Origin of the sequence: Leclercia sp. S52, from assembly GCF_039727615.1 — a bacterium.
GTDB classification, from domain to species: Bacteria; Pseudomonadota; Gammaproteobacteria; order Enterobacterales; family Enterobacteriaceae; genus Enterobacter; species Enterobacter adecarboxylatus_B.
Window position 1 is genome coordinate 461,495 of sequence record NZ_CP152474.1, and the last position, 18,839, is coordinate 480,333.

The 18,839-nt window shown below is 58.5% G+C and carries 12 protein-coding genes and 3 pseudogenes; 11 read left to right on the forward strand and 4 right to left on the reverse strand.

Going from position 1 to position 18,839, the window contains the following annotated elements:
* Positions 1 to 147: 147 nt before the first annotated feature.
* The 3 genes and pseudogenes from tamA to AAHB66_RS02175 all read left to right on the forward strand — a co-directional run bounded on the left by tamA (position 148) and on the right by AAHB66_RS02175 (position 6,002).
* Positions 148 to 1,882 (forward strand): annotated as a pseudogene (gene tamA, locus AAHB66_RS02165) (autotransporter assembly complex protein TamA).
* Positions 1,879 to 5,655 (forward strand): autotransporter assembly complex protein TamB, encoded by a 3,777-nt coding sequence (tamB, locus tag AAHB66_RS02170; protein WP_347115056.1) that lies wholly within the window; start codon positions 1,879 to 1,881, stop codon positions 5,653 to 5,655. The pseudogene tamA and the gene tamB overlap by 4 nt, the downstream one beginning before the upstream one ends.
* 2 nt (positions 5,656 to 5,657) lie before the next feature.
* Positions 5,658 to 6,002: a gamma-glutamylcyclotransferase gene (locus tag AAHB66_RS02175; RefSeq protein ID WP_347115057.1), complete on the forward strand. Its 345-nt coding sequence runs from the start codon at positions 5,658 to 5,660 to the stop codon at positions 6,000 to 6,002.
* Positions 6,003 to 6,150: 148 nt separating this feature from the next.
* Here AAHB66_RS02175 and ppa read toward each other — a convergent pair whose 3' ends face one another.
* Positions 6,151 to 6,678, reverse strand: a complete 528-nt coding sequence (ppa, locus tag AAHB66_RS02180) for an inorganic diphosphatase (RefSeq protein WP_032616230.1) — start codon at positions 6,676 to 6,678, stop codon at positions 6,151 to 6,153.
* A gap of 309 nt (positions 6,679 to 6,987) precedes the next feature.
* Here ppa and ytfQ point away from each other — a divergent pair, with 309 nt between their 5' ends.
* The 5 genes and pseudogenes from ytfQ (at position 6,988) to AAHB66_RS02205 (ending at position 13,233) form a co-directional block, all read left to right on the forward strand.
* The gene (gene ytfQ / locus AAHB66_RS02185; protein WP_347115058.1) at positions 6,988 to 7,944 is read left to right on the forward strand and encodes a galactofuranose ABC transporter, galactofuranose-binding protein YtfQ; all 957 of its coding nucleotides are present in this window, start codon (positions 6,988 to 6,990) and stop codon (positions 7,942 to 7,944) included.
* Positions 7,945 to 8,042: 98 nt separating this feature from the next.
* Positions 8,043 to 9,546 (forward strand): annotated as a pseudogene (gene ytfR, locus AAHB66_RS02190) (galactofuranose ABC transporter, ATP-binding protein YtfR).
* 10 nt (positions 9,547 to 9,556) lie between these two features.
* A complete protein-coding gene (gene ytfT / locus AAHB66_RS02195) occupies positions 9,557 to 10,582 on the forward strand; it encodes a galactofuranose ABC transporter, ATP-binding protein YtfT (RefSeq protein ID WP_347115059.1) in 1,026 nt (341 codons plus the stop codon).
* A pseudogene (yjfF, locus tag AAHB66_RS02200) lies at positions 10,569 to 11,568 on the forward strand (galactofuranose ABC transporter, permease protein YjfF). Before ytfT ends, yjfF begins: the two are co-directional and overlap by 14 nt.
* Before the next feature lie 96 nt (positions 11,569 to 11,664).
* Complete coding sequence (locus AAHB66_RS02205) at positions 11,665 to 13,233, forward strand: methyl-accepting chemotaxis protein (RefSeq protein ID WP_347115060.1); 1,569 nt, start codon at positions 11,665 to 11,667, stop codon at positions 13,231 to 13,233.
* On the opposite strand, the gene AAHB66_RS02210 is transcribed toward AAHB66_RS02205, so the two are convergent.
* Both AAHB66_RS02210 and fbp read right to left on the reverse strand, forming a co-directional pair.
* Positions 13,208 to 13,564 (reverse strand): LysR family transcriptional regulator, encoded by a 357-nt coding sequence (locus AAHB66_RS02210; protein ID WP_347115062.1) that lies wholly within the window; start codon positions 13,562 to 13,564, stop codon positions 13,208 to 13,210. The genes AAHB66_RS02205 and AAHB66_RS02210 overlap by 26 nt on opposite strands.
* A gap of 159 nt (positions 13,565 to 13,723) precedes the next feature.
* Positions 13,724 to 14,722, reverse strand: a complete 999-nt coding sequence (gene fbp, locus AAHB66_RS02215; RefSeq protein ID WP_039030617.1) for a class 1 fructose-bisphosphatase — start codon at positions 14,720 to 14,722, stop codon at positions 13,724 to 13,726.
* 179 nt (positions 14,723 to 14,901) lie between these two features.
* On the opposite strand from fbp, the gene mpl reads away from it, so the two are divergent.
* Positions 14,902 to 16,275, forward strand: a complete 1,374-nt coding sequence (gene mpl / locus AAHB66_RS02220) for a UDP-N-acetylmuramate:L-alanyl-gamma-D-glutamyl-meso-diaminopimelate ligase (protein WP_347115064.1) — start codon at positions 14,902 to 14,904, stop codon at positions 16,273 to 16,275.
* A gap of 105 nt (positions 16,276 to 16,380) precedes the next feature.
* On the opposite strand, the gene yjgA is transcribed toward mpl, so the two are convergent.
* Entirely contained in the window at positions 16,381 to 16,932 is a 552-nt protein-coding gene (gene yjgA / locus AAHB66_RS02225) for a ribosome biogenesis factor YjgA (RefSeq protein WP_106994089.1), read from the reverse strand.
* Between the two features lie 95 nt (positions 16,933 to 17,027).
* Between yjgA and pmbA the strand changes: the two genes are divergently transcribed.
* Positions 17,028 to 18,380, forward strand: a complete 1,353-nt coding sequence (gene pmbA, locus AAHB66_RS02230) for a metalloprotease PmbA (RefSeq protein ID WP_347115065.1) — start codon at positions 17,028 to 17,030, stop codon at positions 18,378 to 18,380.
* A 54-nt stretch (positions 18,381 to 18,434) separates the two neighbouring features.
* Positions 18,435 to 18,818, forward strand: a complete 384-nt coding sequence (cybC, locus tag AAHB66_RS02235) for a cytochrome b562 (protein WP_347115066.1) — start codon at positions 18,435 to 18,437, stop codon at positions 18,816 to 18,818.
* Positions 18,819 to 18,839 lie beyond the last annotated feature (21 nt).

An 18,839-nucleotide genomic window follows, 5' to 3' on the forward strand; every position in this document is an offset into this window, starting at 1 on the left:
TGAGTCTAGATTTAAACATAAGAAATATTAGGGTGATTAACCATTTTTCAACCCGTGAATTGGGTTTTGGGCTTTATGCCGTGATCTGCTGCGGAGCGGCACTTCATCTGCTTCCAGGGGTGGAAACAAGGATATTCAGGAGAAAACGTGCCAAAAATCCGCCAGTTATGTTTAGTCAGTTTCTTGCTGACAAGCGGAGTCGCCGATGCGGCGAATGTTCGTTTGCAGGTCGAGGGGTTATCTGGCGCGCTGCAAAAAAACGTCCGCGCACAGCTCTCCACGATCCAGAGCGACGAAGTGACGCCAGACCGTCGCTTCCGTGCCCGCGTGGATGACGCCATCCGCGGCGGCTTAAAAGCGCTCGGCTATTACGAACCCACCATCGATTTTGAGTTGCGTCCACCTCCGGCCAAAGGGCGGCAGGTGCTGATTGCCCGCGTCAAGCCGGGCGAGCCGGTGCTGATCGGCGGCACGGACGTGGTGCTGCGTGGCGGCGCGCGCACCGACCGTGACTACCTTGATCTGCTGAATACGCGGCCAAAGAACGGCACCGTGCTTAATCACAGCGACTATGACGGCTTCAAAAAAGATCTCACTAAGGTGGCGCTGCGCAAAGGCTACTTCGACAGCCAGTTCAACAAAAGCCAGCTGGGCGTCTCTCTCGACCGGCATCAGGCGTTCTGGGACATCGATTACGACAGCGGGGAACGCTACCGCTTTGGCGACGTCACCTTTGAAGGCTCACAGATCCGCGACGAGTACCTGCAGAACCTGATCCCCTTTAAAGAGGGCGACTATTACCAGTCGAAAGATCTGGCCGAGCTTAACCGCCGCCTCTCTGCCACCGGCTGGTTTAACTCAGTAGTGGTGGCCCCGGAATTTGATAAGGCGCGCAAGACCAAAGTGCTGCCGCTGCACGGCGTAGTGTCGCCACGCACCGAGAACACCATTGAGACCGGGGTGGGCTATTCCACCGACGTCGGCCCGCGCGTGAAAGCAACGTGGAAAAAGCCGTGGATGAACTCCTACGGCCACAGCCTGACCACCAACGCCAGTATCTCCGCGCCCGAACAGCAGCTCGATTTCAGCTATAAAATGCCGCTGCTGAAAAACCCGCTTGAGCAGTATTACCTGGTGCAGGGCGGCTTTAAGCGCACCGATCTGAACGATACCGAAGCGGACTCCACGACCCTCGCCGTGTCGCGCTACTGGGACCTCTCCAGCGGCTGGCAGCGCGCCATTAACCTGCGCTGGAGCCTCGACCACTTTACCCAAGCCAACGTCACCAATACCACCATGCTGCTCTATCCGGGGGGTGATGATCAGCCGGACCCGCTCCCGCGGCGGGCTGATGCCGACCTGGGGCGATTCCCAGCGCTATTCGGTGGACTACTCCAATACCGCCTGGGGCTCGGATGTCGACTTTGTGGTGGTGCAGGCGCAGAACGCCTGGATCCGCACCCTCTATGACCGGCATCGCTTCGTGATGCGCGGCAATCTGGGCTGGATTGAAACCGGCGACTTCGAAAAAGTGCCGCCGGATCTGCGCTTCTTCGCCGGGGGCGATCGCAGCATTCGTGGTTATAAATACAAATCCATCGCGCCAAAAGATGACGACGGCAAGCTGATCGGGGCCTCGAAGCTGGCCACCGGCTCGCTGGAGTATCAGTACAACGTCACCGGAAAATGGTGGGGGGCGACCTTTATCGACAGCGGGGAAGCGGTGAGCGATATCCGCCGCAGCGACTTTAAAACCGGCGCGGGCGTCGGGGTGCGCTGGGAGTCACCGGTCGGGCCGATCAAGCTCGATTTCGCCGTGCCGGTGGGTGATAAAGATGAACACGGTTTACAGTTTTACATCGGTCTGGGGCCTGAATTATGAGTTTATGGAAGAAAATCAGCCTCGGCGTTGTGCTGTTTATCCTGCTGCTGCTGTCTGCGGTGGCCTTTCTGGTGGGCACCACCAGCGGGCTGCATCTGCTGTTTAAGGCGGCTAACCGCTGGGTGCCGGGGCTGGAGATTGGCCAGGTCACCGGCGGCTGGCGCGACCTGCATCTGAAAAACGTCCGCTATGACCAGCCGGGCGTGGCGGTTAACGCCGGGGATCTACACCTGGCGGTGAAGCTCAGCTGTCTGCGCGACAGCAGCCTGTGCATCAACGATCTGTCGCTAAAAGATGTCTTCGTGACCATCGATTCGAAAAAAATGCCGCAATCGGAACAGGTCGCCGAAGAGGAGAGCGGGCCGCTGGATCTCTCTACGCCGTACCCGATTGCCCTGAGCCGGGTGGCGCTGAACAACGTCAATGTCAAAATCGACGACACTACCGTGTCGGTGATGGACTTCACCTCCGGCCTGCGCTGGCAGGAGAAGAACCTGACCCTGACCCCGACCGCCCTGCAGGGGCTGCTGATTGCCCTGCCGAAAGTGGCGGAGGTGGCGCAGGAAGAGATCGTCGAGCCTAAAATTCAGAACCCGCAGCCGGAAGAGAAGCCGCTGGGCGAAACGCTGAAAGATCTCTTCTCTAAGCCGGTCCTGCCGGAGATGACCGACGTTCATCTGCCGCTGAACCTCAATATCGAAGAGTTTAAGGGCGAGCAGCTGCGCCTGACCGGTGATACCGATCTGACGGTCTTCAACATGCTGCTGAAGGTGAGCAGCATCGACGGCAACATGAAGCTCGACGCGCTGGATATCGACACCAACCAGGGGAGCGTCAACGCCACCGGCAACGCCCTGCTGCGGGATAACTGGCCGGTGGATATCACCCTCAACAGCAGCCTGAACATCGACCCGATCAAGGGCGAGAAGGTGAAGCTGAAGGTCGGCGGCGCCCTGCGCGAGCAGCTGGAGTTTGGCGTCAACCTCTCCGGCCCGGTGGATCTGGTGCTGCGCGGCCAGACCCGGCTTGCCGAGGCGGGCCTGCCGCTCAACCTGGAAGTGGTCAGCGAACAGCTCTACTGGCCCTTCACCGGCGAGAAGCAGTACCAGGCCGATGACGTGAAGCTGAAGCTCACCGGCAAAATGACCGACTACACCCTGTCGTTCCGCACCGCGGTGAAAGGGGAGGGGCTACCTCCCGCGGGCATTACGCTGGATGCGAAGGGCAACGAGCAGCAGATCAACCTCGATAAGCTGACGGTTGCGGCGCTGGAGGGCAAAACCGAGCTGACGGCGCTGCTCGACTGGCAGAAGGCGATCAGCTGGCGCGGAGAGCTGAAGCTCACCGGGATCAATACCGCCAAAGAGGTGCCCGACTGGCCCTCGAAGCTCGACGGGCTGATTAAAACCCGCGGCAGTCTGTACGGCGGCAGCTGGCAGATGGAGGTGCCGGAGCTGAAAATCACCGGCAACGTGAAGCAGAACAAAGTGGACGTAAAAGGTTCGCTGAAGGGTAACAGCTACCTGCAGTGGGTCATTCCGGGGCTGCACGTGGCGCTGGGCCGCAATACCGCCGACATCAAGGGCGAGCTGGGGGTAAAAGATCTCGATCTGGACGCCACCATCGACGCGCCGAATCTTGATAATGCCCTGCCGGGGCTGGGCGGAACGGCGAAAGGGCTGGTCAAAGTGCGCGGTACGGTCGAGGCCCCGCAGCTGCTGGCCGATATCACCGCCAACGGACTGCGCTGGCAGGAGCTCACCATTGCCCGCGTGCGGGTCGACGGCGACGTTAAATCCACCGATCAGATCGCCGGACACCTCAACCTGCGCGTCGATCGCATATCCCAGCCGGGCGTGAACCTTAATCAGGTGACGCTGGAGGCCAAAGGCAGCGAGAAGCAGCACGACCTCCAGCTGCGCGTCCAGGGCGAGCCGGTCTCCGGCCAGCTGCACCTGGCGGGCAGTTTTGACCGCAAAGAGATGCGCTGGAAGGGCACCCTGGATAACACCCGCTTCGCCACTCCGGTGGGGCCGTGGTCGTTAACCCGCTCCATTGCGCTGGATTACCGCAACGCGGAGCAGAAGATCAGCATCGGGCCGCACTGCTGGACCAACCCGAATGCCGAGCTCTGCGTGCCGCAGACCGTTGACGCAGGTGCCGAAGGGCGGGCGGTGGTGAACCTCAACCGTTTCGACCTGGCGATGCTCAAGCCGTTTATGCCGGAGTCTACCCAGGCCAGCGGCGTGTTCAGCGGCAAGGCGGATGTCGCCTGGGATGCCACCAAACCGGGACTGCCGCAGGGCAACGTCACGCTCTCCGGGCGGAACGTGAAGGTCACGCAGGTGGTGAACGACGCGCCGCTGCCGCTGGCGTTCACTACCCTGAACCTCACCGCCGATCTGCATAACAACCGCGCCGAGCTGGGCTGGCTGATCCGCCTCGCCAACAACGGCCAGTTTGACGGCCAGATCCAGGTCACCGATCCGCAGGGTCAGCGCAACCTGGGCGGCAACGTCAATATCCGCAATCTCAACCTGGCGATGGCGAACGCCATTTTCTCCCGCGGCGAGAAGGCGGCAGGCATGTTGAATGCCAACCTGCGGCTGGCGGGTAACGCGCAGAGCCCGCAGCTGTTTGGTCAGATGCAGCTCAACGGGGTGGATATCGACGGCAACTTTATGCCGTTCGATATGCAGCCGAGCCAGCTGGCGATGAACTTCAACGGCATGAGCTCCACGCTGACCGGGACCGTGCGTACCCAGCAGGGGCAGATCAACCTCAGCGGCGATGCCGACTGGAGCCAGATCGATAACTGGCGCGCGCGGGTGGCGGCCAAGGGCAGCAAGGTGCGCATCACGGTGCCGCCGATGGTGCGTCTGGACGTCTCGCCGGACGTGGTCTTTGAGGCCACGCCGCAGCTGTTCACCCTCGACGGTCGGGTTGATGTGCCGTGGGCACGTATTGTGGTTCATGACCTGCCGGAGAGCGCGGTAGGCGTCTCCAGCGATGAGGTGATGCTCGACAAAAACCTGCAGCCGGAGGAGACCAAACGGGCCTCTATCCCGATCAACAGCAACCTGATCGTGCACGTGGGCAACAACGTGCGGCTGGATGCCTTTGGCCTGAAGGCGAGGCTGACCGGCGATCTGAAGGTCGCGCAGGATAAACAGGGGCTGGGCCTGAACGGGCAGATCACTATTCCGGAAGGGCGCTTCCACGCCTACGGCCAGGATCTGATCGTGCGTAAAGGCGAGCTGCTGTTCTCCGGTCCGCCGGATCAGCCGCTGCTGAACATCGAAGCGATCCGTAACCCGGAAGCCACCGAGAATGACGTGATCGCCGGGGTGCGCGTGACCGGCACCGCCGACGAACCGAAAGCGGAAATTTTCTCCGACCCGGCAATGTCCCAGCAGGAAGCGCTCTCATACCTGCTGCGTGGGCAAGGTCTGGACAGCAATCAGAGCGACAGTGCGGCGATGACCTCAATGTTAGTCGGCCTGGGGGTTGCACAAAGTGGTCAGGTTGTGGGTAAAATCGGGGAGACGTTTGGCGTAAGCAATCTGGCGCTGGACACCCAGGGGGTCGGTGACTCTTCTCAGGTGGTGGTCAGCGGCTATGTACTGCCGGGTCTGCAGGTGAAATATGGCGTGGGGATCTTTGACTCGCTGGCGACACTCACGTTACGCTATCGCCTGATGCCTAAGCTATATCTGGAAGCGGTGTCTGGCGTAGACCAGGCACTCGATTTGCTCTATCAGTTTGAGTTTTAGCAATGCGAATATTTGTTTACGGCAGTTTACGAACCAAGCAAGGCAACAGCCACTGGATGACCAACGCCCAGTTGCTGGGGGATTACAGTATCGAAAACTACCAGCTGTACAGCCTGGGCCACTATCCAGGCGCGGTTCCGGGGAACGGAGCAGTACAGGGGGAAGTTTATCGTATTGATAATGCCACGCTGGCCGAACTTGATGCCCTGCGCACCAAAGGCGGGGAATACGCTCGCCAGTTGATCCAGACACCCTACGGCAGTGCATGGATGTACGTGTACCAACGTTCGGTCGACGGCCTGACGCTGATTGAAAGCGGTAACTGGTTAGACAGAGACCAGTACTGAGATAAACAACGCCACCCTCGGGTGGCGTTGTTTTTTTTGACATCCGCAGACGGTTTTGTAGGCCGGGTAAGGCGTAGCCGCCACCCGGCAGCTGGCCGCACAGACAAAAAAAAGCCCCGACAAGTCGGGGCTCTTCACGCAGTAAGAATTACTTCTTAGCGCGTTCGAAGGAGGCAATGATTTCAGCTTTCGCCGCTTCTGCATTGTCCCAGCCTTCCACTTTCACCCATTTGCCTTTCTCAAGATCTTTGTAGTGCTCGAAGAAGTGGGCGATCTGCGCTTTCAGCAGTTCTGGCAGGTCGTTCACATCTTTGATGTGATCGTACTCTTTGCTCAGCTTGGTGTGCGGTACCGCAACCAGTTTCGCATCTTCACCAGCTTCGTCGGTCATCTTCAGAACGCCAACCGGACGGCAGCGGATCACGGAGCCAGGCTGCAGTGGGTATGGCGTTGGAACCAGCACGTCTACCGGGTCACCGTCCAGAGACAGGGTGTGGTTGATGTAACCGTAGTTGCACGGATAGAACATCGCGGTAGACATGAAACGGTCAACGAACAGCGCGCCAGTGTCTTTGTCGATTTCGTATTTGATAGGATCAGCGTTCGCCGGGATTTCGATAACTACGTAGATGTCTTCCGGCAGTTCTTTACCCGCTGGGACGTTGAGTAAGCTCATGTCTGTGTCCTTTAAAATGATTGGTAATCAAGTGGCGAGTATTATAGCCAACTGGCACGGAATGTCTCCGCCTGTTTTCGCCATTCGCCGTTCCCTGATGTCACTATCAGCCCATTCTCATGACAAGATAATCCATAAACTCAGCCGCTTTTTTAATGGTCCAATGAAAGCGATTACAAACTTGTGATTAACGTTTTATTCACTTCTCCGAAGTGTGATGTAACACACTCCGTTACATCTCGCATTGTCTATAGTTTTTTCGCAGAACACCTTTTACCCAACAATAAACTACCCTACGAGGACGTTCTTATGTGGAAGCGCTTACTTCTTGTCACAGCAGTTTCAGCAGCCATGTCGTCTATGGCAATGGCCGCACCATTAACCGTAGGATTCGCACAAGTCGGCTCGGAATCAGGCTGGCGAGCGGCTGAAACCAACGTCGCGAAAAGCGAGGCCCAAAAGCGCGGCATTACGCTGAAAATCGCCGATGGTCAGCAAAAACAGGAAAACCAGATCAAAGCGGTGCGTTCTTTCATCGCTCAGGGCGTTGACGCCATCTTCATTGCACCGGTCGTGGCAACAGGCTGGGAGCCGGTCCTGAAAGAAGCTAAAGATGCCGAAATTCCGGTCTTCCTGCTCGATCGTTCCATCGATGTAAAAGACAAATCTCTCTATATGACCACCGTCACCGCCGACAACGTCCTGGAAGGTAAATTGATCGGTGAGTGGCTGGTAAAACAGGTGGATGGCAAGCCGTGTAACGTGGTTGAGCTGCAGGGCACCGTCGGTGCCAGCGTGGCCATCGACCGTAAGAAAGGCTTTGCTGATGCCATCTCCAAAGCGTCAAACATCAAAATTATCCGCTCTCAGTCCGGCGACTTCACCCGCAGTAAAGGGAAAGAGGTCATGGAGAGCTTCATCAAAGCTGAGAACAACGGCAAAAACATCTGCATGGTTTACGCCCATAACGATGACATGGTGATCGGCGCCATTCAGGCCATTAAAGAAGCGGGTCTGAAACCGGGCACCGATATCCTGACCGGCTCCATCGACGGCGTGCCGGATATCTATAAGGCGATGATCGACAAAGAGGCTAATGCCAGTGTTGAACTGACGCCGAACATGGCGGGCCCGGCCTTCGACGCGCTGGAAAAATTCAAGAAAGACGGCACCATGCCGGAGAAAGTCACCATCACCAAATCCACCCTCTACCTGCCTGATACCGCTAAAGAAGAGTTAGAGAAGAAGAAAAATATGGGCTACTAAGCCTTTTTCCCTCTCCCTCCGGGAGAGGGTAGGGTGAGGGGAATTGCCGGGCGGCGCTGCGCTTGCCCGGCCTACGGGTTGTGCCGGGGGACGACATTATGACCACAAACCAACACCAGGAAATCCTCCGCACAGAAGGATTGAGTAAGTACTTTCCCGGCGTAAAAGCGCTGGATAGCGTCGATTTCAGCCTGCGCCGTGGCGAGATCATGGCCCTGCTGGGAGAGAACGGCGCCGGGAAATCCACGCTGATTAAAGCCCTGACCGGTGTCTATCACGCCGATCGCGGCACCATCTGGCTGGAAGGCCAGGCCATATCGCCAAAAAATACCGCCCATGCCCAGCAGCTGGGAATCGGGACCGTCTACCAGGAAGTGAACCTGCTGCCGAACATGTCGGTGGCCGATAACCTGTTTATCGGTCGCGAGCCGCGGCGTTTTGGCTTTTTGCGCCGCAAAGAGATGGAGGCCCGCGCCACCCGGCTGATGGAGTCCTACGGCTTTTCCCTCGACGTGCGCGAACCGCTGAACCGTTTTTCGGTGGCGATGCAGCAGATCGTCGCCATCTGCCGCGCCATCGACCTCTCCGCCAAAGTGCTGATCCTCGATGAACCCACCGCAAGCCTGGATACCCAGGAGGTGGAGATGCTCTTTACCCTGATGCGCCAGCTGCGCGATCAGGGGGGTGAGCCTGATATTCGTCACCCACTTCCTCGATCAGGTCTACGCCGTCAGCGACCGCATTACCGTCCTGCGTAACGGTGGCTTTGTCGGCTGCCGCGAAACCCGCGAGCTGCCGCAAATCGAGCTGGTCAAAATGATGCTCGGCCGCGAGCTGGAGACCAACGCCCTGCAGCGTGCGGGCCGCACCCTGCTCAGCGAGAAACCCATTGCGGCGTTCAAGGATTACGGCAGGAAGGGCACCATTGCCCCCTTTAACCTCGAGGTTCGCCCTGGGGAGATTGTCGGTCTGGCGGGGCTGTTAGGCTCCGGGCGCACCGAAACCGCCGAGGTGATCTTCGGTATCAAGCCTGCCGACACCGGCAGCGCCCTGATCAAAGGCAAACCCCAGGCGCTGCGCTCCCCGCATCAGGCCTCCAGCCTCGGGATTGGCTTCTGCCCGGAAGACAGGAAAACCGACGGGATTATTGCCGCCGCCTCGGTGCGCGAAAACATCATTCTGGCCCTGCAGGCCCAGCGCGGCTGGCTGCGGCCAATCCCGCGTAAAGAGCAGAACGCCATTGCCGAGCGCTTTATTCGCCAGCTGGGGATCCGCACGCCGAGCGCGGAACAGCCGATCGAATTTCTCTCCGGCGGCAACCAGCAGAAGGTGCTGCTGTCGCGCTGGCTGCTGACCAAACCGCAGTTCCTGATCCTCGACGAGCCGACGCGCGGTATCGACGTGGGGGCGCACGCGGAGATCATCCGCCTGATCGAAACCCTCTGCGCCGACGGCCTGGCGCTGTTGGTCATCTCGTCGGAGCTGGAGGAGCTGGTGGGCTATGCGGATCGCGTGATCATCATGCGCGACCGGCAGCAGGTGGCCGAGATCCCGCTGGACGCGCTGTCCGTTCCGGCAATCATGAACGCCATTGCGGCATAAGGAGTACATCGTGATGTCACGTTCACTCTCTCAGACCGGCGAGCCGAAGCGCCGCTTCAGCTGGCCCACCGGCACGCCGCAAATCATTGCGCTGGTGCTGGTGCTGCTGGTAGATAGCCTCGTTTCGCCGCATTTTTATCAGATTATCCTCCAGGATGGCCGCCTGTTCGGCAGCCCGATTGATATCTTAAACCGCGCCGCGCCGGTGGCACTGCTGGCGATTGGCATGACCCTGGTGATCGCTACCGGCGGTATTGACCTGTCGGTCGGGGCGGTGATGGCCATCGCGGGTGCCACCGCGGCCTCGATGACCGTGGCGGGACACAGCCTGCCGGTGGTGCTGTTGGTGACCCTGGGCACCGGGGTGCTGGCGGGGCTGTGGAACGGCATCCTGGTGGCGATCCTCAAAATACAGCCCTTCGTCGCCACCCTGATTTTAATGGTGGCCGGACGCGGCGTGGCGCAGCTGATCACCTCCGGGCAGATCGTCACCTTCAACGCCCCTAATCTGGCGTGGATCGGCAGCGGCTCGCTGCTGTTCTTCCCGACGCCGGTGATCATCGTGGTGGTAACGCTGATTGCCTTCTGGCTGTTCACCCGCAAAACCGCGCTCGGGATGTTTATTGAAGCGGTGGGGATCAACATTCGCGCCGCGAAAAACGCCGGGGTCAGCACGCGCCTGATGGTGATGCTGACCTACGTCTTAAGCGGGGTGTGCGCCGCCATTGCCGGGATTATTGTTGCCGCGGATATTCGCGGGGCGGATGCCAACAACGCCGGCCTGTGGCTGGAGCTGGACGCCATCCTTGCGGTGGTCATTGGCGGCGGATCGCTGATGGGCGGGCGCTTCAACCTGCTGCTGTCGGTGATAGGCGCGCTGATTATCCAGGGGATGAACACCGGCATTCTGCTGTCCGGTTTCCCGCCGGAGCTCAACCAGGTGGTGAAAGCGGTGGTGGTGCTCTGCGTGCTGATCGTCCAGTCGCCGCGCTTTATCAGTCTTATTAAGGGGATGCGTGGCCATGATAAAACGTAATTTACCGTTAATGATCACCCTGGGCGTATTCGTGCTGGGCTATCTCTACTGTCTGACGCAATTCCCCGGTTTTGCCTCGACGCGGGTGATTTGCAACATTCTGACCGATAACGCCTTCCTTGGGATCATCGCCGTCGGCATGACGTTTGTGATCCTCTCCGGCGGGATCGACCTCTCCGTCGGGTCGGTGATCGCCTTTACCGGCGTCTTCCTGGCGAAAGCGATCGGCTACTGGGGGGATCTCCCCGCTGCTGGCCTTCCCGCTGGTGCTGGTGATGGGCTGCGCCTTCGGGGCCTTTATGGGGTTGTTGATCGACGCCCTGAAGATCCCGGCGTTCATTATCACCCTCGCCGGGATGTTCTTCCTGCGCGGCGTCAGCTATCTGGTCTCGGAGGAGTCGATCCCGATCAACCATCCGGTGTACGACACCCTCTCCAGCCTGGCGTGGAAAATCCCCGGCGGCGGCCGTCTGAGCATTCTCGGGCTGGTGATGCTGGGGGTAGTGGTGATTGGCATTTTCCTTGCCCATCGCACCCGCTTCGGCAATGAGGTGTATGCCATCGGCGGCAGCGCGACCTCTGCTAACCTGATGGGGATCTCTACCCGCAGCACCACCATCCGGATCTACATGCTCTCAACCGGGCTGGCGACGCTGGCGGGGATCGTCTTCTCCATCTATACCCAGGCCGGCTACGCCCTGGCGGGGGTGGGCGTGGAGCTGGATGCTATTGCCTCGGTGGTGATTGGCGGCACGCTGCTGAGCGGCGGGGTTGGCACGGTGCTGGGCACGCTGTTCGGGGTGGCGATCCAGGGGCTGATCCAGACCTATATTAACTTCGACGGCACCCTCAGCTCGTGGTGGACCAAGATTGCGATTGGCATCCTGCTGTTCATCTTTATCGCCCTGCAGCGCGGTCTGACGGTATTGTGGGAAAACCGCCAGAGCTCGCCTGTCACCCGCGTGAGCACCACGACCATCAAGTGATAACTCGCTGAATTTGCGTGCAGTCTAAATCTTTTCCGGTAGCGGCCGATAACCCTTAATTCTGTCCAGATTTATCTCGCTACCGGAAATTACATCATGCTTAAAACGCTATCGATTCGTACCGGCTTGCTTTCGTTACTGGCCGTCATGACCCTCCTGCTGCTGCTCGTCAGCGGTATTGGCATTTATGCCCTCACGCAAAGTTCCTCTTCACTGCAGCGCATTAATCATCTTCAGGGTGAACAGCTGGTGCAGCTCAATTCGGGCTATACCCTGATCCTGCGCGCGCGCAACGAAGCGGGCCAGGCCGTGCGCATGATGGAGGTCGGCCTGCTGGATGATGCCGCGAAATCGGTGAAGAACATCAATGACGAAATCACCCAGGCACAAACCACGCTGAAAAACGTGATCGATGGCGGGGTGAACGATCCCGAAGGCGAAGCGCTGCTGAAGAAGGTCGCAGCGAGCCTCGCGGCCTATAACGCCCAGGGGATCGTGCCGATGCAGAACGCCCTGAAAGAGCAGAGTGCTGATGCCTATTACGATCTGCTGGAGAACCATCTGGTGCCGGTAGCGCGTCAGTTTGACAACGATATGCAGGCCTTCCAGGCCTGGAGCGAAAGCCGTGGCAAAGCCGAAGTGGCGGCGGTGCAGGCCAGTAAAGAGCGGGTGATGCTGCTGATTATCGTTGCCGCGCTGCTGACCGCGGGCATCATCGTGCTGGCCTGGCTGGCGCTGCGTCATATGCTGTTGAAGCCGCTTTCTGCATCCATCGCCCAGCTTGAGCACGTGGCCGCCGGGGATTTAACCCACGCCCTGACCGCACCGGCCAGCCAGGAGTTTAACCGCCTGAATGCCGCCATCGAAGAGATGCGCCAGTCGCTGATGGGCTCGGTGCTGCGCGTGCGCGATGCCAGTTCCCAGATCGACACCGGCAGCCGGGAGCTGACCGCTGGCAACATGCACCTTGCCCAGCGCACGGAATCGACCGCGACCTCTCTGGAGCAGACCGCAGCCAGCATGGAAGAGCTTACCGCTACGGTGAAACAGAACGCCCACAACGCCGAGCAGGCGCATCAGGTGGCGAAGACGATGTCTGATACCGCCGATCGCGGCAGCGAAATGGTGTGCTACGTCATTGAGAAGATGCGCGACATCTCCGGCAGCGCCGACCGCATCGCCGATATTCTCAGCGTTATCGACGGCATTGCCTTCCAGACCAATATCCTGGCGCTGAACGCCTCGGTTGAGGCCGCGCGCGCGGGTGAGCAGGGCCGTGGTTTTGCGGTGGTGGCCGGTGAAGTACGTATCCTCGCCAGCCGCAGCGCCGATGCGGCAAAAGAGATCCGCACCCTGATTAGCGATTCACAGTCACACGTCAGCGAAGGCAGCGAGCTGGCCCAGCAGGCGGGTGAAACCATGGATGAGATCGCCACCGAGGTGATGCGCATGACCCGCCTGATGCGTGAGATTGCTAACGCGTCGCACGAGCAGAGCCGGGGTATTGAGCAGGTGAATATTGCGGTCAATCAGATGGACGAAACCGCGCAGCAAAACGCGGCTCTGGTCCAGCAGTCTTCCGCCGCGACGCGCTCGCTGGAGGAGCAATCACGCGAGCTGATCGAGGCGATGTCGTCGTTTAAACTGTCGATGCAACAGGCATAGCCTCATCGCATTCCGGCGCCGCAACCGGCGTCGGGAAGCTCTCGCCCGGAGACGGCGCGCTGGCGATATGGTCGTGGATCAAACCCAGCAGCTTTTCCATCTCGACGGTCAAATGCAGCGCATAAGGCGTTGGCTCAAGAAAAAGGCCTTTGCGGGTAAACAACGGCGCATTAAAAAGCATCCCAAAGCGTTTCAGCGCCAGGCTCACGGCCGGTCTGGACATATCAAGACGTAAAGAGGCTTTGGCCATGCTCCCGCACCGGACGACTTCAATAAATACCGGAATCAGATTGAGGTCGATTCCAGTGGATGAGCGAGAGAGGTTTTTCATATCGGCTGATTTCCATTGAACACTATTTGAACGCCGTAATGATGACGGATTGGTTCAGCGGGTTACAGCAGCATTTTTATATAGTTTTATACCGACAAAGGTATAAATGGTTGGAAAAATAAAAGGGGCCGAGCGGCCCCTTTTGGTCAACATCAAAAATCAGGCATCCGGGTATTCACGGATTAAACGCTCAACGTCTTCCACCATATGATCGTTGCCGACGAAGAACGAACGGCGCTGGTGCAGACTCTCAGGAATGATGTCCATAATCCGCTCTTTACCGTCGCTGGCTTTACCGCCCGCCTGCTCGGCGAGAAAGGCCATCGGGTTGCACTCGTACAGCAGACGCAGCTTGCCTTCCGGATGGCTGGCGGTGCTTGGGTAGAGGTAGATCCCGCCTTTCAGCAGGTTGCGGTGGAAATCCGCCACCAGGGAGCCGATATAGCGCGAAGTATACGGACGCTGGGTGGCTTTATCCTCTTCCTGGCAGAATTTGATGTACTTCTTCACGCCAGACGGGAATTTAATGTAGTTCCCTTCGTTGATGGAGTAGGTGCTGCCTTTCTGCGGGTAGCGCATGCGCTCCTGGCACAGGCAGAACACGCCCAGCGACGGATCGTAGGTAAAGGCATGCACGCCGCAGCCGGTGGTGTAGACCAGCATGGTGGAGGAGCCGTAAACCACATAGCCCGCCGCAACCTGCTTGTTGCCCGGCTGCAGGAAATCTTCTTCGGTTACCGGCGTGCCGACAGGGGTGACGCGGCGGTAAATGGAGAAAATCGTGCCGACAGAGACGTTAACGTCGATGTTGGAGGAGCCATCCAGAGGATCCATCAGAACGACATATTTTGCATGTTCACACCCTTCAAAGACCACGATTTCGTCTTCTTCTTCAGAGGCGATCCCCGCAACGATGTCGCGTGCGCGCAGTGCAGCTTTCAGTTTTTCGTTCGCGAACAGATCGAGTTTCTGTTGAACTTCGCCCTGCACGTTTTCAGCACCGCTGGCACCCAGGATATCGACCAGACCGGCCTTGTTGATATCGCGATGGATGATCTTGGCGCCCAGCTTTATTGCCGACAACAAAGCAGTGAGTTCACCGGTAGCATGCGAGAACTCGTGCTGCTTTTCGACAATAAATTCACCTAACGTTTTCATAACACCTTCCCTGCATTGGATGTTGAGTAAAGTTGTTGATGCCCAACAATCTTAACAAACTTTCAAATAGTCGCGCAGAGGTGAATCGCGCCAGCTGGGTACAGATTTTCCTGAAATGCGTTTCTCTGCTGCTGACATATGCGTAAAATGTGCGCCACATTGAAGAAGGATAGTGACGTATGCGCATTCATATATTGGGGATTTGTGGCACTTTCATGGGCGGCCTGGCTATGCTGGCGCGCGCTCTTGGCCATGAAGTGACAGGTTCGGACGCCAATGTGTATCCGCCGATGAGCACGCTGCTGGAAAACCAGGGCATCGATCTTATTCAGGGTTACGACGCCAGCCAGCTGGATCCGCAGCCGGATCTGGTGATCATTGGTAACGCCATGACCCGCGGTAATCCGTGCGTTGAAGCCGTGCTGGAAAGGAATATTCCCTACATGTCGGGCCCGCAGTGGCTGCACGACTTTGTACTGCGCGATCGCTGGGTTGTGGCCGTTGCGGGGACGCACGGCAAAACCACCACCGCCGGGATGGCAACCTGGATCCTCGAAGCCTGCGGCTATAAGCCGGGCTTTGTGATCGGTGGCGTACCGGGGAATTTCGAGGTTTCTGCCCGCCTGGGCGACAGCCCGTTCTTTGTCATTGAAGCGGATGAATACGACTGCGCCTTCTTTGACAAGCGCTCTAAATTTGTTCATTACTGCCCGCGCACGCTGATCCTCAATAACCTTGAGTTCGATCATGCGGACATCTTTGACGACCTGAAAGCGATTCAGAAGCAGTTCCACCATCTGGTGCGCATCGTGCCGGGCCAGGGACGTATCATCCTGCCGGAAAACGACGTTAACCTGAAGCAGACGATGGCAATGGGCTGCTGGAGCGAGCAGGAGCTGGTGGGCGAGCAGGGCCACTGGCAGGCGAAAAAACTGACCAACGACGCCTCCCAGTGGGAAGTGCTGCTGGACGGTGAAAAAGTCGGGGAAGTGCACTGGGCGCTGGTGGGTGAACACAACATGCACAACGGCCTGATGGCGATTGCCGCAGCCCGTCATGTGGGCGTGCTGCCTGCCGATGCGGCCAATGCGCTGGGATCGTTCATTAACGCCCGTCGCCGCCTTGAACTGCGCGGCGAAGCGAATGGCGTGACGGTGTATGACGATTTTGCCCATCACCCGACGGCGATCCTCGCGACCCTGGCGGCGCTGCGCGGCAAAGTGGGCGGCACGGCGCGTATTCTGGCCGTACTGGAACCGCGCTCTAACACCATGAAGATGGGCGTCTGCAAAGATGACCTCGCCCCGTCGTTAGGCCGGGCGGATGAAGTCTTCCTCCTGCAGCCGCAGCATATTCCGTGGCAGGTAGCGGAAGTGGCGGACGCCTGCATTCAGCCTGCGCACTGGAGTGCGGATGTCGATACGCTGGCGGAGATGGTGGTGAAAACCGCGCAGCCGGGCGATCACATTCTGGTGATGAGCAACGGCGGGTTTGGTGGGATCCATCAGAAACTGCTGGACGGTCTGGCGAAGAAAGCAGAAGCGGCAGAGTAATAAAAAAGCCCGGTGGCGCTATGCTTACCGGGCCAACATTTCGTGCGCATTTGTAGGCCGGATAAGGCGTTTACGCCGCCATCCGGCGAACAGCATGCACGAGGATTAACTTTCGGCTTCTGCCAGTTCGCGCAGATACTGGAAGATCAGGCGCGCAGACTTCGGCGGCTTATTCCCTTCTTTCTCTTTCTTCGCGTTACGGGCAAGCGTGCGCAGCTGCTGGCGGTCGGCGTCCGGCCACAGGTTCAGCACCTCCGCCAGAGCGTCATCACCATTATCAATCAGGCGATCGCGGATCTGCTCCAGCTTGTGGAACAGGGCAACCTGCTGGTTGTGGCGGTTTTTCAGCTTATCCAGTGCCTGGCGAATAGGCTCTACGTCGCGCTGGCGCAGCATTTTACCAATCAACTGAAGCTGGCGGCGACGGCCCTCTTTCTTGATGCGCTGTGCCAGTTCGATAGCGGCACGCAGGTCGGGATCGAGCGGGATTTTATCCAGCGCGTTCTTACCCAGCTCTACCATTTCCGCACCAAGCTGTTTTAACTCTTCGGCGTCGCGTTTAATTTCACTTTTACTGACCCAGATGATCTCATCATCTTCGTCTTCGATGTCATCACCGGGAACGTCGTCGAGCCAGTCTTCGGGCTGCTTAGTCATGTCAGGCTCCTTAAAAAAAGAGGCTAATCTTACCAGTTTAGGCGCGTACTGAGAAACGGTTCTCTGATAGACTTCAGCTAACTACACCTTACATTATGGCATTTACGATGAAAGTGATCTCACAAGTTGCAGCGCAGCGTAAAGCACTGGAAGAAGCTGTCTCCATGGCTCTGGAGCTGGCGTCAGCGAAATCCGACGGGGCAGAAGTCGCCGTCAGTAAAACCACCGGCCTGAGCGTCAGCACCCGCTATGGCGAAGTGGAAACCGTTGAATTTAATAGCGATGGCGCGTTAGGGATTACTGTTTATCACCAGAACCGTAAAGGCAGCGCCTCCTCCACCGACCTCAGCCCAGACGCCATTGCGCGTACCGTGCAGGCGGCGCTGGATATCGCCAGCTACACCTCTGCGGACCCTTACGCCGGCGTCGCAGACCGGGAATTACTGGCTTTTGAAGCCCCGGATCTGGATCTGTTCCACCCGGCAGAAGTGACCCCTGACGAAGCCATTGAGTTCGCGGCTCGCGCGGAACAGGCCTCCCTTAACGCCGACAAGCGCATCACCAACACCGAAGGCGGTAGCTTTAACAGCCACTACGGCATCAAGGTCTTCGGCAACAGCCACGGCATGCTGCAGGGCTACAGCTCCACCCGTCACTCCCTCTCCAGCTGCGTGATTGCCGAAGAGAACGGCGATATGGAGCGTGATTACGCCTACACCATCGGCCGCGCGATGGGCGACCTTCAGTCGCCAGAGTGGGTTGGGATGGAGTGCGCAAAACGCACATTGTCCCGCCTCGCTCCACGAAAACTGTCTACCATGAAAGCACCGGTGATCTTTGCCAATGAAGTGGCAACCGGACTGTTCGGGCATCTGGTGGGCGCCATTGCCGGTGGCGCGGTGTACCGTAAGTCGACCTTCCTGCTCGACGCGCTGGGCACGCAAATCCTGCCGGAATGGCTGACCATTGAAGAGCATCCGCACCTGCTGAAAGGGCTGGCTTCCACGCCGTTCGACAGCGAAGGCGTGCGTACGGAGCGTCGGGATATCATCAAAGACGGCATCCTGACCCAGTGGCTGCTGACCAGCTACTCCGCACGCAAACTGGGGCTGCAAAGCACCGGCCATGCGGGCGGGATCCACAACTGGCGTATCCCAGGCCGCGGCCTGAGCTTTGAACAGATGCTGAAAGAGATGGGCACCGGACTGGTGGTGACCGAGTTGATGGGCCAGGGCGTCAGCGGCGTAACCGGCGACTACTCGCGCGGAGCGTCCGGCTTCTGGGTTGAGAACGGTGAAATTCAGTATCCGGTGAGCGAAATTACCATCGCCGGCAACTTAAAGGATATGTGGCGCAATATCGTGACGGTGGGCAACGATATTGAAACCCGCAGCAATATCCAGTGCGGATCGGTGCTGTTGCCGGAGATGAAGATCGCCGGCCAGTAACACTCAAGCGCACTCCGGTGCGCTTTTTTTTGATAATAAAAAAGGAAGTGAGCAATGCGTAAAAACTTGTTAGCCATCCTCGCAGCCTCAACGCTGGTATTGAGTTCGTCGGTATTTGCCGACCTGGAAGACAATATGGACACCCTCAGCGAAAACCTGAAGGTGGTGCAGAAAACGGACAACGCGGCGGAGATGAAAGGCGCTCTGACCAAAATGCGTGCTGCTGCGGTAGATGCGCAAAAAGAGACCCCGCCGAAGCTGGAAGGCAAAGCAGAAGACAGCGCGGAGATGAAAGATTTCCGTCACGGTCTGGAGACGCTGGTCGGGCAGATTGACGGCGCGCTGAAGCTGGCCAATGAAGGCAAAGTGAAAGAGGCCCAGGCGGCAGCCGACGGGTTCGTCACTACCCGTAACACCTATCACAAAAAATACCGTTAATGGGTGCCTGAGCCGCACGTC

What these genes read in the sequence shown, in the direction of transcription:
- AAHB66_RS02175 (WP_347115057.1), top strand. Translation starts at nt 5,658, where the DNA reads ATGCGAATATTTGTTTACGGCAGTTTACGAACCAAGCAAGGCAACAGC.
- yjgA (WP_106994089.1), bottom strand. Translation starts at nt 16,932, where the DNA reads ATGACTAAGCAGCCCGAAGACTGGCTCGACGACGTTCCCGGTGATGAC.
- fbp (WP_039030617.1), bottom strand. Translation starts at nt 14,722, where the DNA reads ATGAAAACGTTAGGTGAATTTATTGTCGAAAAGCAGCACGAGTTCTCG.
- AAHB66_RS02205 (WP_347115060.1), top strand. Translation starts at nt 11,665, where the DNA reads ATGCTTAAAACGCTATCGATTCGTACCGGCTTGCTTTCGTTACTGGCC.
- mpl (WP_347115064.1), top strand. Translation starts at nt 14,902, where the DNA reads ATGCGCATTCATATATTGGGGATTTGTGGCACTTTCATGGGCGGCCTG.
- tamB (WP_347115056.1), top strand. Translation starts at nt 1,879, where the DNA reads ATGAGTTTATGGAAGAAAATCAGCCTCGGCGTTGTGCTGTTTATCCTG.
- AAHB66_RS02210 (WP_347115062.1), bottom strand. Translation starts at nt 13,564, where the DNA reads ATGAAAAACCTCTCTCGCTCATCCACTGGAATCGACCTCAATCTGATT.
- ytfQ (WP_347115058.1), top strand. Translation starts at nt 6,988, where the DNA reads ATGTGGAAGCGCTTACTTCTTGTCACAGCAGTTTCAGCAGCCATGTCG.
- cybC (WP_347115066.1), top strand. Translation starts at nt 18,435, where the DNA reads ATGCGTAAAAACTTGTTAGCCATCCTCGCAGCCTCAACGCTGGTATTG.
- pmbA (WP_347115065.1), top strand. Translation starts at nt 17,028, where the DNA reads ATGGCATTTACGATGAAAGTGATCTCACAAGTTGCAGCGCAGCGTAAA.
- ppa (WP_032616230.1), bottom strand. Translation starts at nt 6,678, where the DNA reads ATGAGCTTACTCAACGTCCCAGCGGGTAAAGAACTGCCGGAAGACATC.